General features: G+C 66.8%; 13 protein-coding genes and 2 pseudogenes. 10 read left to right on the top strand and 5 right to left on the bottom strand.

The features are described from left to right. The first annotated feature begins 386 nt into the window (after window positions 1-386). Window positions 387-1,031, top strand: a complete 645-nt coding sequence (locus tag HY68_RS35840) for a DUF1345 domain-containing protein (protein ID WP_041999972.1) — start codon at window positions 387-389, stop codon at window positions 1,029-1,031. A 394-nt stretch (window positions 1,032-1,425) separates the two neighbouring features. Here the strand turns inward: HY68_RS35840 and HY68_RS35835 are convergent, their stop codons facing one another. After that, on the bottom strand, window positions 1,426-1,932 hold the full coding sequence (locus tag HY68_RS35835) for a hypothetical protein (RefSeq protein ID WP_041999970.1): 507 nt from the start codon (window positions 1,930-1,932) through the stop codon (window positions 1,426-1,428). Window positions 1,933-2,104: 172 nt separating this feature from the next. On the opposite strand from HY68_RS35835, the pseudogene HY68_RS35830 reads away from it, so the two are divergent. Continuing rightward, window positions 2,105-3,345, top strand: a pseudogene (locus HY68_RS35830) (IS701 family transposase). A 10-nt stretch (window positions 3,346-3,355) separates the two neighbouring features. Here HY68_RS35830 and HY68_RS35825 read toward each other — a convergent pair. Beyond that, complete coding sequence (locus HY68_RS35825; RefSeq protein ID WP_157874512.1) at window positions 3,356-4,273, bottom strand: hypothetical protein; 918 nt, start codon at window positions 4,271-4,273, stop codon at window positions 3,356-3,358. Window positions 4,274-4,562: 289 nt separating this feature from the next. Here HY68_RS35825 and HY68_RS35820 point away from each other — a divergent pair, with 289 nt between their 5' ends. Together HY68_RS35820 and HY68_RS41315 are read left to right on the top strand one after the other, a co-directional pair. Then, window positions 4,563-4,904, top strand: a complete 342-nt coding sequence (locus HY68_RS35820; protein WP_041999968.1) for a hypothetical protein — start codon at window positions 4,563-4,565, stop codon at window positions 4,902-4,904. Between the two features lie 464 nt (window positions 4,905-5,368). Beyond that, on the top strand, window positions 5,369-6,685 hold the full coding sequence (locus HY68_RS41315) for an ATP-binding protein (RefSeq protein WP_078864108.1): 1,317 nt from the start codon (window positions 5,369-5,371) through the stop codon (window positions 6,683-6,685). A gap of 69 nt (window positions 6,686-6,754) precedes the next feature. Here the strand turns inward: HY68_RS41315 and HY68_RS35810 are convergent, their stop codons facing one another. Next, the gene (locus HY68_RS35810; protein ID WP_041999966.1) at window positions 6,755-7,312 is read right to left on the bottom strand and encodes a hypothetical protein; all 558 of its coding nucleotides are present in this window, start codon (window positions 7,310-7,312) and stop codon (window positions 6,755-6,757) included. A 3-nt stretch (window positions 7,313-7,315) separates the two neighbouring features. Beyond that, window positions 7,316-9,580: pseudogene (locus HY68_RS44420) on the bottom strand (helix-turn-helix transcriptional regulator). Window positions 9,581-9,841: 261 nt separating this feature from the next. On the opposite strand from HY68_RS44420, the gene HY68_RS43090 reads away from it, so the two are divergent. The 3 genes from HY68_RS43090 (at window position 9,842) to HY68_RS39830 (ending at window position 11,362) form a co-directional block, all read left to right on the top strand. Continuing rightward, window positions 9,842-10,744: a hypothetical protein gene (locus HY68_RS43090; RefSeq protein WP_157874511.1), complete on the top strand. Its 903-nt coding sequence runs from the start codon at window positions 9,842-9,844 to the stop codon at window positions 10,742-10,744. Window positions 10,745-10,815: 71 nt separating this feature from the next. Beyond that, the gene (locus tag HY68_RS43085) at window positions 10,816-11,046 is read left to right on the top strand and encodes a hypothetical protein (RefSeq protein WP_157874510.1); all 231 of its coding nucleotides are present in this window, start codon (window positions 10,816-10,818) and stop codon (window positions 11,044-11,046) included. A gap of 142 nt (window positions 11,047-11,188) precedes the next feature. Then, on the top strand, window positions 11,189-11,362 hold the full coding sequence (locus HY68_RS39830) for a hypothetical protein (RefSeq protein ID WP_157874509.1): 174 nt from the start codon (window positions 11,189-11,191) through the stop codon (window positions 11,360-11,362). Between the two features lie 1,199 nt (window positions 11,363-12,561). Here HY68_RS39830 and HY68_RS35795 read toward each other — a convergent pair. Beyond that, a complete protein-coding gene (locus HY68_RS35795) occupies window positions 12,562-13,326 on the bottom strand; it encodes an IS5 family transposase (protein WP_041999963.1) in 765 nt (254 codons plus the stop codon). A gap of 479 nt (window positions 13,327-13,805) precedes the next feature. On the opposite strand from HY68_RS35795, the gene HY68_RS35790 reads away from it, so the two are divergent. The 3 genes from HY68_RS35790 to HY68_RS41305 are packed head-to-tail and all read left to right on the top strand — an operon-like array spanning window position 13,806 to window position 15,944. Then, window positions 13,806-14,777, top strand: a complete 972-nt coding sequence (locus HY68_RS35790) for a hypothetical protein (protein ID WP_041999960.1) — start codon at window positions 13,806-13,808, stop codon at window positions 14,775-14,777. 10 nt (window positions 14,778-14,787) lie between these two features. Beyond that, on the top strand, window positions 14,788-15,387 hold the full coding sequence (locus tag HY68_RS35785) for a hypothetical protein (protein WP_063779744.1): 600 nt from the start codon (window positions 14,788-14,790) through the stop codon (window positions 15,385-15,387). Next, window positions 15,363-15,944, top strand: coding sequence for a hypothetical protein (locus tag HY68_RS41305; protein ID WP_041999957.1), 582 nt, complete (start codon window positions 15,363-15,365; stop codon window positions 15,942-15,944). Before HY68_RS35785 ends, HY68_RS41305 begins: the two co-directional genes overlap by 25 nt. Window positions 15,945-16,460: the final 516 nt, after the last annotated feature.

Below are 16,460 nucleotides of genomic sequence, written 5' to 3'. Positions count from 1 at the left end.
AACAACGCGCCGGACAATGTCCACGCTGGTCTGGCCACATCCGACGCCTACGGATCAGGCTGCCCGAACACGTCCGTCCTGACTGCCATGCGCCCTTGCCGACCCCGTCGCCTCGATACGAGTCGTCGCGCACAGCATGGCGCAGGTGCCGGCCGTCCGCTCGGTGACGACCCAGGCGTTCCTCGACCCGCGCGTGACGGCCGACGGTCTGCTGGAGGAACCGCGGCCCGAAAACGTACTCAGTTCACCGCAGAGGTTCTGCGGGTGTAGCCGTCTGGCCCTTGCGGGGCGGAGCCCTCCCATGGCGGGGCCCGCCCGGCAAGCCGGTGAGAACGGAGGTGCCCAAAGGTGCGAGTGCATGTCGACAGCGGGGGCAGGAGGCGGCAATGAAGTGGTGGAATCGTGAAGCGATCCGGCAACTCCTCGCTCTGCCAATTGCCTTCCTCGCCAATCTCGTGCCGGGCGAGGCGGTGGTGAAGTCGCTGGCCGCCTGGGATATCTACGCCGTCTGCTATCTGCTACTGACCTGGCTGACCTACCGCGGACTTGATGCGTCTTCGTTGCGTGAGGTGACGCTCGCGACGCGCCGCCGCCGAGCGACCGACGGCTTGTTCAGCACCACCCCGAAACAGCTCCCCCAGGTGGCCGGCGGAATCGCCATGATCGCAACCCTGGTCGCACTGCCACAGGCCGACGAGCTGGGTACGTCTTCGTACCTGACCTTGGCGATCGGCATCCTCGCGGTACTCACTTCGTGGGTCACCCTCCAGATCGGCTTCACCATGGTCTACATGAGTCTGTATATCGATGACGGTGGGCTGACCTTTCCAAACGAAACGGACCCGGAGGTCATCGACTTCACTTATTTCGCCTTCTCTGTCGGAACCACCCTCGGTACGACAGATGTCCAGGTGACCCGGCGCGAGGTCCGCCGACAGGTGCTAGCGCACACGCTGCTGGCCTTCGTGTTCAACACCCTCCTCCTCGCCGTCGCTGTCACTGTCGTGACGTCCTACATCTCCGGCCACTGAGGCCCGAACTCACGGAGTGCAGTTCTGTATCTCATCCCTTAGCCTTAACGCCCTACTCCCCCGAACCCGACAATCCCATGGTGTCCCCCGCTTCCGGCTGAGCGGCGGCGACTGCTGTTACGCGGTCAACAACTGGACGAAGGACCTCACAGGTAGCCGAGGCGGCCGCGCTCGGACATATCTTCGACGGCGAGCGGTCGTCGCCCATCTGCCGGTACGGGGTTGGCTGTGCGACGACTGGCTGTACCGCGGGTCATATGTTTGGGGTACAGACCAGCAGGATTGAGCATCCAAGGCGACGTCTAGTACTCCAGCCGTAGATCGTGATCTGCCGATTGGGGCTGGTCCCTGGGCCTCGACATGCGTGGGAGTGCCCGGTTTCGGGCCGGGTGCTTTAGCGCAGTGAGTGACGCTGGTAGCCCGATTCCGGCGGCCCGAAGCTCAACCCATTCTCGTCGAGGGCGTTGGCGATGGTCACCTGGTTGTCGGGGAAGCGGAAGCTGACGGCGACTGATCCCTGGGCCATGTCGCTCCCGGTCCATTCGAGGAACTCTACGTCTTGAAGGATCTGGCCCTGGAGGGTGTGCAGTTCGGCGCGCATGTCGTGGCGCCACTGGAGATCGAAGTCGGACCACAGGACCGGCTTGTGGGGGTCGATCGCGTTCCAGGTGATCGAGAGGTCGTCGAACTTTTGGTGGTTGATCTCTACCTGTTCTCCGGTGAAGTCGAGCAGGACGGGGCAGTCGGAGAACCACTCGTTGTCCTGAACGTTCCAGACCAACCAAGCATGGGTCAGCGAGCGGCCGATGAGCGCACGGAGTTGCTGGCCGTGGCCTGCCACGACCGCGGAGCGACCATTCAGCCATTGAGGCCGGTAGCTTTCGATCCCGAAGTTGAACACGCCAGGATCCTCTCAGAACCAGACATCACGGGACTTTGCCGAGGCCGCAGTGGCTGGTCCCGGTATGGATGCGACCACCGATGATCATCGGTGTGTGAAGACAGAAGATCAGGCGGCGGCCGCAGGTCACAGCATAGATCCTGCGCGGTGGCAGGACAGGTTCGAGATTCTGATGGGCCGCATCGCAGGGCGGTTCGCCCGGGTGGAACCGCGGCGCCGGGCGAGGGCACTGGTGCTCGGTCTGCTGTCCGACCTGCCACGCAAGAATTGCTGGACGCTAGCCGAGTAAGCCGAGGACACAACCCCGGACGGCATGCAGCACCTGCTGTCCAGGGCCAGGTGGGACGCGGACGCGGTCCGCGACGACATCCGCGGCTTTGTCGTCGAGCAACTGCACCACCACGATGCGGTACTCGTCGTCGATGAGACCGGCGACCTGAAGAAGGGCACCACCACGGTGGGTGTGCAGCGTCAATACACCGGTACCGCCGGACGCATCGAGAACAGTCAGGTGGCCGTCTACCTCGCCTACTCGACCCCGAGGGGGCACGCGGCGATCGACCGGGAACTGTATGTCCCGCGTTCCTGGACCCAGGACACGGCCCGCTGCCGAGCCGCCGGGATACCCGACACCGTCGGCTTCGCCACGAAACCCGCGCTCGCCGCCCGCATGATCGGCCGTTCGCTGGACGCCGGTGTTCCCGCGTCCTGGGTAGCCGGTGACGAGGTCTATGGAGGCAACCCCCATCTACGGACCACGCTGGAGGGACGGGAGGTCGGCTATGTCCTCGCCGTCGCCTGCGACCACCAGATCACTACTCACGCGGGCAAATTCCGCGCCGACGTCCTGGTCAAGAAGCTGCCGAAGCGGGCCTGGCAGAAGCTCTCCGCCGGCGCCGGAGCTAAAGGGCACCGCTTCTACGACTGGGCTCTGGTCGACATCGCCGACGACCGGACCGGCCACCGCCACGCGGAAGCGTGCGCCGCAACCGGCGCACCGGCGAACTCGCCTTCTACCGCTGCTACTCAGCGGCGAGAGTGCCGCTGTCCACCCTCGTGAAAGTGGCAGGACGCAGATGGACAGTCGAGGAGACCTTCCAGTCCAGCAAGGGCCTGGCCGGGCTCGACGCACACCAGGTCCGGCGCTGGACGTCCTGGCACCGCTGGGTCACCCTCGCAATGCTCGCCCACGCCTTCCTCGCCGCGGCCACCGCCGATGAACGTGCACAGGAGCCAGCTCCGGACGACCTGATCCCGCTGAGCTGCAACGAGATCCAGCACCTGTTCACCACACTGGTCGCCCAGACCGTCCCCACAGTCATCCATAGGCTCCGCTGGTCCGAGTGGCGACGACGCCACCAGGCCAGGGCCCGTACCTGCCACTACCGACGGCGGACTGCCCAACAACCATGAAGATCGCGATCTACGGCTGGAGTACTAGGCGGATGACGCGCACGTCCGGGTCGTACGGCTCCCCAGGCTGCGCCGGCTTCGCGGGATCCCGCTGTGCCCGATCGGTCGTCGTCACGCCCTGCGCCGCCAGCCGCCAGAACGCGAACATGTACCGGGCGGTGAAGTCGTCATAGGCGTCTTCGACGATCCCGCCGTCCCACTCGCCGACCTCCGGGACGGGCTCTGCCCGCCACTGTGATGCCTCTTTGAGCGCATGTTGGAGTTCACGGTGCTGAGCGGAGATGTTCGCGAGCCGGTCGTCGGTCTGCTCCTCTTGGGACGTGTCGCCGCGGGCCCCGTACATTCCGTCAGGCATCAGCCGGGGCAGCGGCGTTCCTGACTCACGTGCCTGCCCGACCAGGAGTTGCCAGCCTGCGGGTTGGACGGGTCCGTCACGGTCCATGAACGTGGTGACCCGCACGCCGCGGTACTGGGCGGTGGGCAGGATTTGGTGCTGGATGGTGAACTGCCAGCCGAAGGCGGTGGTGTCGGAGACTGATCCGGCCCGGTTGGTGAGCAGTACCGGTTCGGGCAGTACGAGCAGTCCGTCGGGGACCACGATGTCGCGGTCTCTGTCCAGGGTGGCGACGTCTCCTGGTTCTACGGTCGCGGCGGCTGCCATGACCGCGGCGTGAGCGGCCGGCGAGATCACGAAGAGCTCCCCGTTCCTGAGGAGGCGCATGATCTGGTCTATCTGCCAGGTGGGGACCTGGTCCGGTCCGGCCGGCCAGGGCGGCTTCATGCCCTGCTTGCCCAGGACCATGGCACAGGCCATATCCCAGGCGGTTCCCTCCGGTGCGTCACTGTTGAGGAGTACGGCGTGCATCTCGGCCAGGACCGTGTTCACGTTCCCGGACAGGGAAGCGTGCACCCACGGATTGCCCGGCAAGTTCTGCAGGGTGTCCGCCCGGGCCTTCTGCTTCGACCACGGTGAGGGTGGCTGATCTCCACCCTTTCGGGTGATGCGCCCTGGTGGGCAGGACCGCCCGGCCAGTACGTTCCCCTTGATCTGATGACCGACGGGGGGATGTGGGGATGGACGAGCGGCGGGGTGCGTTACGGGTGCTGCGGGTCTTGATGTGGGTGGTGATCGCTGTAGAGGTGCCGGTGTACCTGGTGTGGCTGGTCCAGGTCGGCTACCAGGCAGGGCAGCAGCTCCCCCGCGACGACGTCATCCGGTGGGCGCCACCTGTGCTGCTGCCGCCGGCCGCCGTGCTGTTCTGCGGGGCAGCGGGCTGGGCGCGGTGGTGGCCGGCATCCGCTCACCGCTGCGGGAGCGGTGGGTCCTCGCGTCATTGGCGTTCGTCGCCGTCAGTTCGGTGTTCTGCGGGGTGGCCTCTTTCGACGCCCCGTCGTTCTCGGTGGGCCTGCTGAGCGCCACCGTGACTGCGCTCGGCATGACCGGGCTGTTCTTCGTCCCGGCCGCCGCCTCCCGCGAGCTGCCCGACGTCGTCCGCCGGCGCTCCCGTCGTACGCCGGGCGAGGCGGGCGCGGCCGATCCCGACCCGGGCCCGCAGTAGGCCGGCCGCCCGATTGTCCGGGGCGCCGTGCGGCGGGCATGCTGCGCGTTCTGCGAGGAAAAGGGGGGAGAGCGTGTCCGAAGACGACGACCCGACGGCGGCGGAAGCGTCGCTCAGGAAGGCCGTGGAGCAGCTGAGCGGCGACGGGGCGGGCGACGATGCCCAGGCCGCGCGCGCCTGGGCACTGACAGCGGGGCAGTTGTGCGGCAATAAGCCTCGCGGAGTGGCTGGTGGCGTCGGAGCACTGGGAGGGGCGGGCCGCACGTCCGGATTGAGGCGCTGCGCATCATGACGTACGAGGACTACCGCCAGGCGAAGCACATGCTGCCAACCGGCAGGACACCACCGGCTGACCCGGTCGAGTGGAGGCCCCGAGACTGTACGCGGCTCGGGCCCGTCGCGCGGGGGCCTGGTTCACACGCTAATTCAGCGTGTGGTCAGGGCTGTTGGTGGATCATGAGGGGATGAACAACTCTTTGTTCGCTGCGTCGGCAGCGGACCTGACGATCGAGCGCATCCGCGCCCTCGCCGCGCGTCTGGACCAGGTTGAGAGCCTGACGCTGGAGTACAAGAGCGAGTACTCCGCGAGTCTGGTGACGACCATCGCGGCGATGGCCAACACCTACGGCGGCATGATCCTGGTCGGCATCAACGACAGGGTGGAGCCGGGCGTCGAGCGGGTGGTCGGCGTCGACGCCCAGGCGACGATCGACCAGATCGTCAGCGGGTGCAGCACGATACTCGATCCGCCTTGGGAGCCGGCCTTCTTCAATGTGCCCTTCGGCGACGGGTCGGGGCGCAGCGTGGTGGTTGTCCGCGTGGACGCCAACGTCGCGCCCCGGCCGGTTCTGGTCAAGCTGAAGGCACCGATCCGGCTGAGCGGACGCAACGCCACCGCCGACCGCGCCCGGCTCCTCCAACTCGCCCGCGAGGAACCGTCCGCAACAGCCCTGCCTATGGGGCAGAACGTCATGTCCCCGAACCTGGACAGGGACAACGAGGGCAAGGCCACCGCTGACTTCGTCCTCCGTACTGGCATCAACCTTCCGATGGGAGAGGCCGGCGCTTGGCGCCCGCTGTCGGAGAAGACCGTCGCCGCCCTGGCCCAGGCGCTGGACGAATCAGCCTTCCCTCCGGCCCTGCGCAACCTCGGAAACGGGGCGATCGACTACACCACGGGTTTCCGTCCGCTCGGGCACAACCGGGCCCGGAAGGCCCGGCTGGTGTGGCAGGCCACCGGCCGGCCCGACGAGAAGAAGCACCTGGTCGAGGCGATCGTGTCGGTCGAACTCCCCGAAATCTACGGCACTGCGCCAGCGTCTCAGGTCGCGAGCGTCACCATTGACGTCATCGCCCGGGTCTGCCAGTACGCCGAAGGCCGAGGAAACGCAGGATGGAACCATCGGTACGAGGTGCCCGATCTGGCAACGCTGTTCGACGGGCTGCTGAAGACAGCCGTCGATCCCAAGGTCGTTGCGGAGATCGCCCGCATCGCCGACATCGACACCGCCCTGGTGGCTCAGCCTCGTGAGCTCCACCTCGTCGCGGACCGGCAGGTCAAAGAACTCCTCTACTCCGGCGGTCTGCAGGAGATCCCGGACGCCGGTGCGTCGGCCGGCGGCGTCTTCCGCAGCAATCCGGCCCTGAACCTGCGCAGCGTCACCGACCGCCAAGAGCAGGTGGACGACTGGCTCCGACAACTTGGCCTGGATGCTGGCCTGACAGGTATGGAAAGCGTGGTCGGAAGCTACCGGGCGGCCGCTGCTCGGACCACAACGTAGTCCGTAGGCTGAATACCCCGTGGTCCCCGGCAAGTCCAGTGCCGGGGACCACGCGGTTTTCGAGCAGACCTACAGCTCGATGTCGAGCCGCTCCACATCGGTGAACTCCACCCCGAGGCCGTCGGCGCGGGAGTTGTTCGCGCGGAAGTACATCCGGGCCAGGCCGTCGGCTGCGATCTGCTGGAGCCGCTGCTCGGTGGCTCCCTGCTCCCGCGCGGTGAACAGCTGGTCTGCGAAGACTGGCGGCAGGGCCTGGGTGATGTCGCGGATCCGGGCGTCGTCGGTCGTGCCCGATTCCGCGGTGAAGCCGAACCGGGCGCGGGTGAAGACGACCAGGCCGTCCGAGGACGCCGCCTTCTTACGCGCCTTCGCGCGCACCTGGGGCTGCCACCTCTTCTTGACCTCGCGCTCCAGGCGGCCGCGCAGGTCCTGGCGGGGCCGCTTGAGCTTGCCCGTCACGTACCGCTCCACGGTGCGCTGGGAGATCCCGAGCGCCTGGGCGGCGGCCTTGGTGCCCTTGAGCTGTTTGACCAGGTACTTCATCTGCGCCTGAGCGGACTGGGGGATGCGGCGGGTGAACGCCCCCTCCAGCGCGCGGTCCAGGCTGTCCCCGAGCGAGTCGACCATGGCCTACTCCCCTTCTCCGGGTGTCGGGTCGGCGGTCTTGATCAGGTTGGAGATGTTGAAGACGCCTCCGCGTTCCTCGAACTGGGCTTCCGCCCACAGAACGGTCTGCGTCCCCTGGTGCTTGACCATCCCCGGCGACACCCCGAGCCGGAACGTGCCCGGCGCCGGCTTGCCCTCGGGCGTGTGCGGCAGGACGTCCAGCGGGGACGGGCCCGGCGAGGGGTAGACGATCGCGTCGGTGCCGATCGCGACCGGGTACAGTTCGGCGGCCGCCGTCTTCATCAGCCTGCGGTGCAGGCCGGTCCGCTGGTTGGCGAGCACGGCGGCCCGGATGTCGGGGCGCCAGTTCACACGCTCCAGCGCCGGGTACGGCTCGTAGTACGGCACCTGCCCCCGGGAGCGCTGGCGCAGCTTGCCGATCGCGCCCTTCGCCGTCGCCTTGATCGCGGTCTCCAGCAGCGCCATCGTCGGGTCGACCTGCTTACGCCGCGCCATCGCCTCGAGGAACTCGCTCTCCCCGAGGTCGGTGGTGACGCCCAGGTCGGCCATCGTCGCCACGTAGGCGTCGCGCAGCCGCTTGTACCAGGAGTCCAGGTAGCGGCCGCTCTGCGTGCGCACGTACGCCTCGATCGGCGCGACGTCGAAGCCGAGCTCCACCGCGTACTGCACGGTGGGCGTGGCGTACCAGGCCGGGCCCTGGGGTTGGTCGCCCTTCGGCGTGAACGGGCTCGGGAGACGGGAGCCGTCGACGGTGCGGCCGTTGACCCGTACGCGGGACAGATCAACGTGGGAGAGGTCGACCAGCCACGAGCCGGGCAGCGCCGCGTCGAACTTGGGGTGGCCGGTCAGGTGGGTGGGCCCGTTCAGCCCGACCGTGAGACCGTTCGCGGCGGCGGCGAAGCTCATGTTGAGGTCGACGACGACCAGGTACGGCTGGGCGCACTCCTCATCCGTGAGCGGCCGGCACCAGTCGTAGGGCTCCTCCATCAGCATCTGGGCCGGGGTGCGCAGGTGGTGCCGGGCGAACCCCGCGTCCTTCAGGATCGGGTGTTCGCGGGGACCTCGCACGGCACCACCGGGTAGAGCTGGGTGAGCGCGTCGTCGTTGTACGCCCGCTCGAACTCGCCGGTCGCCGGGTTCTTCTCCGCGCGGGTGGGCGGGCGCAGCGCGGTCATCAGCTCCAGGCCGGTCGTCGCGGTGGAGCCGCGCGGTGTCATCACCCGGGCCGCGTACAGCCCGAGGTACTGGACGAGGTCTGCCGGGTGCATCGTCAGCAGCAGCTGCGGGTCGTCCTTCCTGCCCCACTCGCGGACGTCCAGCGCGTTCCAGGGCAGGACGCACAGCTGGACGCAGCGCCGCTTCGAGCCCTCGGGGGCCCGGTAGACCCGGGCCCACGGGCCGAAGCCCCGCTGGGTCATCTGCTGCCCGGCCCGCTCGATCTGCTTGACCACCTTGTGGCCGGCCGGGAGCCGGCCCGCGTGCCGCTCCTCCTCCGACAGGGTGACCGGAAGGCCGAAGCGTTCCAGCGCGGCTGCGGTGAGGATCGGGTCGGCGTCGCGGCCGTTGCGGTGCAGCCGGGCCTGCCCGAGCTTCGCCTCGGTCAGCGTCCAGTCGACCAGGGCGGGGATCGTCTTGGCGGGCACGTCCAGGACCAGGCCGCCGACGCAGTACGCCGACACCTGCCCGTCGGCGTTGGCGTCGACGACCGCGAGCGGCCCGTTCTCGAAGCGCGGGTCGACGTCGGCGGCCGCGGCCGCCGTGGTCTTCTTCGCCACCGCCTTCTTCGCACCCGGGCGCCGCGACGTCGCCGACGGCCTGGTGGTGCCGGGTGCCCCGGACTTCGGCCGGGACGGCGGGACGGCGCGACGGGCGCGGTGGGGGCCGGCTCCGGGGCCGGGCCGGTGAATGTCTCCGGTACCACCGGTGCCAGAGCGGCGGCCGAGGGGGCGTCGGCGGCCGGGGCGGGGAACCGCGCGGCGAGGCCCTCCAGGAGCCGGGCGTAGGCGGCGCGCTTCGGCGGCCGCGGTTCGGTACGCCCGGTCTCCCAGTTCCCGACTGCCTCCCGGCGGGCGTCCAGCGCCGTGCGATCTGCGCCTGACTCAGCCCCGCCGCCTCCCGCAGACGCTTGCGCTGCGCAGGTGCCGGCAGATCGTCCTGCGCAACCTGCTCCAGCAGCGCATCCACGGCGCCGAACAACGCGTTCTCATCAGTGGACACAGAGGTCACCTCCAATAGACAGCATATCTGATCGCGCTTTGATTCGCGCATTGATTCGCGCGTTAAATCGCACATGAATCGCGCAATGGCGGGAGTGCGACAAGCGGACGGATAAGCGGTGCAACGGCTGTTGATCTCTGGCAGCGAAGGTTGAGCATTGTCACCGAAGCTTGGTGACCGCTAGGTTTTCTCACTGAAGGTTGAGTGATCATTTAAGGCTGACTGTCTGGGGAGACGGTGGGGGAACCGTTGCACGTACGGCAATCCTGAATTCCCTCCGGCGACCAAGGAAGCACAACCGGAGGTTATGCGATGCCTGACGCCAATCGAGATAGTAATCCGAATGAAGAGTCAGAGTCCCAGGACGCTGAAGCGCCAGACCAGAATTCCGCAACACCTGAAGGCGCAACGAATCAAGCAGCTCAAACGCCGGGAGAGGCCCGGGGCAGCCAGGACCTAAACATCCCCGAGACGACGGACCAAGCGGGTCGGGCAGACTCAGGCGAAGCCGGCTGCGAGACTCCTGAATCTCCGACTCCGTCCGGTCGAGACACACGCAAGTACGAACGCGCGTCCGCTTTGGGCACTCTCATAGCCGCAATTGCAGCGGTCGTAGCTCTGGTCTTCTCGGGCATTGCAACCCTCTACTCTGTTGAAGTCTCCAAGGATCAGCTCCAGAACAGCAGAGAGGACGACGAGAAAGAAGCACAGGCCCAGGCAACGAGGGTCAACGTATGGACCGATACGGATCTGGTCGGGAAGAGATGGGGTGACTTTGACCACTTCATCTACATCGAGAACCGGTCTGCCGACACAGCGTATTCACCCGTAGTGTACTTCGATATTCTAGAGCACAATGAAAGCAAGCCTGCCGAGAAGGGGAAACGCAAGACCCTCACCTTTGCTGTCGGAAGATTCCTACCGGCATGCACCCGAATGAAGATCAAATCACAAATGATAGTGGATCAGCTCTACAACTTCTCCCACGATAAGAAACTTACCGGAAGGTCTATGTGGGGCGGCGCCGGGATCAATTTTTACGACACATCCGGCTTGGTATGGGATCGATTTTCGGGCGATCGCACGGACCCCCCTAAGCTGAAGAGAATTGAGAAGCTGCGCAAGGTGACCAACTGGGCTTTCACTACTTGGTACCTGGAGGAGCTACGACAAGTGGGAGCAGTTCAGAAATCCTCCAACTGTGGCGTGGACTAAAAACCTCACCGCAGGCGTGCGGCAGATACAGAAGGCAGAAAGACGCCCAGGGCGGCGTACGGCGCGGCACAGTGCGAGGGGTTACTGCGACACCGGACCGCCTTGACCTGCCCGCCCGCCGACGCCGCCACGCGCGGCACATCGCCGCCCTGACCACGCTGATCGGCGGCTGCGCCGAAGTGGCCGGCTCGGTGTACGAGCCGATCCCCGCCGCCCCGCCCGGTCAGGACGCCGTGGCGGTGAACCTCCTGCCGCTCAAAAAGATGGTACCGAGCGCTGCCACCCTGCTGGACCGTGCCTGAGACGAGGACCGGGCGCGGTGGCAGGCTGTCGTGACGCGGGAGCAGGAGGAGGCCCTTACGGACGTACGCCGCGCCGTGCGTTGTGGCCCAAACCCAGGAGCTCGTGGAGGATGCCGGGCCATCTGGGTCCTCCGGAGCGCCGTTGCCGACGGTGGGGCAGGCCGCAGCCCTCGATCTGGTGAGTGCCGGCGACGCGGTAGCGGCACAGTGGCAGCACGAGCCGCAGCAGGCGGTCGTCTTGGTGCACGAGCTGGCGGCCGGAGGCGAGTTCTACGTGGTGCTCGGGAGGGCCTTGGCGAGCGTCGATCTGGACTGATCACCGCCCGCCGGCCTGGTCGGTGACGTGCCCGACCTCGAACTCCGCAGATGCGGGGCATCGCGTCCCGCAGGAGATCGGCTGAGTGACGTCATGACGATTCCCGCTGGTCAGCGAGACGACCGGCGGGGTGCCATGCCAGCCGACTACAAAGTGATACTTGCCGCCGGGCCGGACCGGCCAACCGGCGAAGGTCCGGAGTGAGCTCCCTTGAGCGCTCGGATTTGCGAGCCTTCGATCGCGACGTCGTCCATGTCAGCAGACCCGCAGACCCACATGTCCGCCAGCAACACCTCATGCAGTTGCGGCCAGACGCCAGCTTCGGTCCAGGCCCGCAGACGCTCACCGGCGCCCAAGTCGCCGTGCTACTCCGAATTTTTGCAGTCAACGCCCGCTGTGTGGGGGGAGGTTGACGACTGCACCAACCGTCGCAGAGCATGACCTCACCATCTCCCTGAAGGCAAGGCTTCACTCGAAAGGTGTCGCATGAAATTCTCTCGTCGCGTTTTGCTTATATTTGCCACCCTAGCCAGCCTCGTAGGCGCGAATCTGCTGGTTTCCACCTCTGCGCAGGCCGCCTCCTCTGCGCAGGCCGCCACTTCCTGCTCCGGTACCATATCGGCCGATTACACCTTTACGTACCCAGGGGAAGGTGTAATCGGCGAGTTGACCATCTACTACAACAGCAGTAATGGCGGCACCAATAGTGCTTGCTTCTACCATCGCGGGTCAGCCGCCGGGGTGGCCGCTGAGACCTACGTCGCTATCATGCGATGCTCTCAGACGTCGGGCGAAGGGCAGACTTGCCACAATAACACCGCCCCCAATGATGACTTGGGTACTTACTCCTCCTACGCCGGTCCTGTCGGCGTGACTGGCACAGCGAATAACTGTGTCGGGGCGATTGGCTGGATAGTGTGGCACGGTATAACCGTTGGTCGTGGCACTCCCATCACGGCGGGTTGCTGACCACGGAATCGCGGCGGAGGCCGAAGCGGTAGGGCTCCTCAGCTTGCTGGCGAGTCCTACCGATCTGTCCGGTCTAGGGCAGGGCCCCGGCGGCCCTCTGGACTTCACCCAGAAGGCTGCGTTGCGGCAATGCCCTCGCTACCGGGAGCGCCCCTACCGGTGAGGCCTCGTCGCAGGCGCACTGGCCGCCGGCGCAGTGCCGCCAACGACACCGTGAGCCTTTTCCAACCTCAGTTTGAGCTGGTGAGGTGGAGGGTGAGGACAGCTTGGACGAGGCTGGTGATGCGGGTGGTCGAGCAGCGGAGTTTGCGCAGGAGCCGCCAGGTTTTGAGGGTGGCGATGGCGGGTTCGACCAGGGCTCGGATCTTGGCTTGTGAGCGGTTCACGGCCTGCTGGCCCTTGGAGAGGGTCTCCCATCGGCCTCGGTACGGCACGCGGACAGCAGGTCCGGCGCCCTGGTAGCCCTTGTCGGCCCAGCAGTGGATCTTTGCTGCGGTGAGGGCGTCGAGGATGCCGTGTTCACGTGCGGCGCGGATGTCGTGGACGGCTCCGGGCAGGGTGGGTGAGGCCCACAGGAGACGTCCGGCCGGGTCGGCGAGGACTTGGACGTTCATGCCGTGCTTCTTGTGCTTGCCCGAGTAGAGTGGCCGGTCGGCCGCAATCCGGTCGATGGGCAGGAGGGTGCCGTCGAGCAGGACGAACGCCTTTCGGGACGCTTGGCGGACGGCTTGTTCGAGCGTGGGTGCCAGGGCGGCCAGGAGGTCGACGGCTTCGGTGATGTAGCGGTAGGCGGTCGTCGTGCCGATGCCGAACCCGGCTGCGAGCTGGGCGTAGGGATGTCCGTTGCGGAGGTGGGCGAGGGCAAGCAGGGCCTGCCGGCCGGCGCTCAGCCGGCGCCACCTGCTGCCGATCGCACGGCGACGTTCGCGCAGTCGGGCGGTGAGGAAGCGAAGATGCGAGCTGGACAGGTCCAGCCCGGACGGGTAAACAAACACGTGAAGCCTCTGGCAGCGCGGGTGATCTTGGTCGTGAACCCGTCTACCAGGGGCTTCACTCGTCTGTCACGCCAACTGCCGTGTCGGCAGGGCAGGTTGGAAAAGGCTCCGTGTCATGGGTACACACTCAGCCCGACCTGAGGCAATTCATCCTCGGTGCAGCAGGACACGCGCTTCACGCGGGCAACCGGCCCTTCGTAGCGTGCAAATGCTGCGCGGCACCCGGAACACACCCTGCTGCAGCCCGAAGACCACCACCAAGACCACAAGCAGCATTTCGTCAACCATGGCCGCCGCTCCCGAACAGAGCGTGCGGAAGCACGTGCGCAAGCCCTGTCTCACGCCCTCACAGCCTCACAGCGCACGGCGTCTACCTGGAGAAAGAGGCTGTAAGGCTTACAGCCTCTGTGTCGTCGGACAGGTCCAGGTGCTCTTAAATTGCACCCCGTCCCGGCTTGGGCTGTCGGTACTGTCCTGACATGGAATCGCCGGTCACGTTCGATCGTCTCTACGAAGGTGCCAAGCGCTTCGCGCGCCTGGCGATGGAAGCCCATGCCAAAGAGGACCAGGAGGTCTTCCTGTTACACGCCGGCGTCAGCGTCGAGCGCCTGGCGAAGGCGACGTTGGTCCTTGTCCATCCCACTTTGCTCGCCGAGGTGAACGGGAAGGACGACATGCTGCTGCACTTCGCGGGAGCGGTACGCGAACCGCCGGTCCGTCTCAGGACCATCGGCGCCTCAGCGGCCATCGGCCGGCTGAGGAAGATGGATGTCCTCCCGCAGAAGACCAAGGGCGAGGCTGATGCCCTGGACGGTCTGATCGAGCTCCGCAACGGTGTCGCGCACCTCGGTACAGGGGAATATGTGGAGGACTACCTGGGGACTTTCACCGCGACAGTGGACAGCCTTCTGCAGCGGGTGGGGCGGGACTGCGGGTCCTTCTGGGAACCCTGGTCGGACACGGTCCAATTGGTGTTGGACGACAGGGCGGACCGCTTGCAGAAGGCTGTGCGGCTGCGGATCGACCAGGCCCGGTACCGGTTCCAGACGCGCTTTGGTGAGTTCTCGGTGGGGGCGCTCGACAGCTTCGCGAAGACAAAGAGCGAGCGCGGGCTGATAGTGCTTGAGGTCGGTCCCACAAAGGCGCTGTTCCAGACGCTGAGCCAGTGCCCTGCCTGCGAACAGGATTCCGCCCATCTTTTCTTGGCCGCGCGGGAGGATATCCCGATGTTCGACATGGACCTCACGGCCGAAGGTCTCCTTTGCGGGCTGTGCGAATTCCGCCTCACCAGCACGGACGAAGTCGAGGCCGTCGGCTTGCCGACCACTGTCCAGCTCTCCGTGGAAAATCTGACGCGAATCGATGTCGAAGCCCCGGGCCCGGCAGAGCACTTTGCCAGACTCAAACTCGCCCTGCCGATCGTGAGACCCAACGCCGACGACAGGCTCTAGGAGGCGTGTGATGCCCAGGAAGACCGTCGCCGACGACGCGTACGACCGCGAGAGCGACACGGTCCGGGTCGGGCGACATGACCTGGAGCGGCTGCTGCTGGAGTTCCGTTCGCTGGTCTGCCGGCAGGCGCCCGGCAGCTGGGAACACATGAGTGACTACGACGTGTCCTTCGAGCGGCTGGCCGACGCCGCCGACGCCGCCGCACAGGCCCGGCAGGGGGCTCGCTGGAAGGGACCTGACCTCCGGATGCGCTGCACCACCACCGAGGCCGTGTACGGCTGGCCGGAGGGCGCACCCTACGACGGCGGGACGACGGTCACGTGGAACGTGCGGGGCTACGGCTCCCACGCCACCCCCGCAGATGACGAGGACCAGCTCACGTCGCTGTGCGGCTTCAGCTGGGCGGAGGGGGAAGGCCGGCGCGCGAGCGGCCTGCCGGACTGCCGCGAGTGCGGGCGCGAGGTCCAGCTTGGCGCCCAACGCCCCCCGGTAACTGGTGATTGTCAGGGATGCGCCTTCGTGCCCCGCTTCCGGGGGGTCAGGCTGCGGGATCGCTACAACCGCTGGACAATGGCCTGCTGGAGATGGACCGGCCCAAGAGCCGCCTGATCTGGCTCCGCAACCCCAACGTCGTCCGCCTCCTGCGGGGCCTGGCCACCGGCACCGTCCCACTCACCCACGACGGGCTGGACCAGGAAACACCCTGGCGAACCGTCGTCCACCTGCGTGACCTGCTGATGGACAGCGGCGTCCTGCCACGCGTCGATCGGCAGCTCATGCTCTATCAGCGCTGGCTGACCGAACGGCTCGCCACCATCGAGGACCGCGAACACCGTCGCCATCTTCAGCACTTCGCCATCTGGCACCAGATGCGGCGCCTGCGGAGCAAGGCGGAGAAAGGGTCGTTGGGACGCTCCCAGACCAGTCAGACGAAACAGGAGATCACCCAGGCCGGCGCCTTCCTCACCTGGCTTGCCGACCGAGGCCGCACCATCGAACACTGTCAGCAGGCCGACCTCGACGCCTGGCACACGGAGAAGCTCGCCACCCGGCGCCCGGCCCAGACATTCCTGCGCTGGTGCATGAAGACGAGCCGGATGCCCCGCCTCACTCTGCCACCCCAGGTCATCAACCAGGACCAAGCGCCGCTGCACCAGCACCGCTGACTCGCCATTCTCCGGCGGATCCTTAACGACGGTTCTCTGCCCTCTCGGGCCCGGGTCGCCGCCGCGCTCGTTCTCCTCTACGCGCAACCCGTCACCAGCATCGTCCGCCTCACGGTCGACGGCGTCCTCGACGACGGGGCAACCGTCACCGTCCGGCTGGGAGACCCGCCGTCCCCGCTCCCGGAGCCCGTCGCTGACCTCATGCGGGCCTACATCCAGTCTCGCCAGCACCTGCCCTACGTCAGCAGCAGAAGCTCACAGTGGCTCTTCCCAGGCCGCCAGCCCGGACAGCCCATGAACCCGGTCAGCCTCCAAGTTCACCTGCGAGAAATCGGCGTCCCGCCGCAGCGCGGCAGGACCTCCGCGATCCGACAGCTCGTCCTCCAGGCCCCGGCCTCCGTCATCGCGAAGGCGCTTGGCTACCACGACAAGACAGCCACCCGCCTGCTTACCGAAGCCGGAGGAACCTGGAGCCGATACGCCCCTGGCGACCACTCACGGTGACGTCAGGATTGA

The sequence above is a fragment of the Streptomyces sp. AcH 505 genome, from assembly GCF_000818175.1.
Classification (GTDB): Bacteria; Actinomycetota; Actinomycetes; order Streptomycetales; family Streptomycetaceae; genus Streptomyces.
The sequence above is the reverse complement of the archived record's forward strand: the minus strand, read 5'-3'. Positions and strand labels throughout refer to the sequence as shown.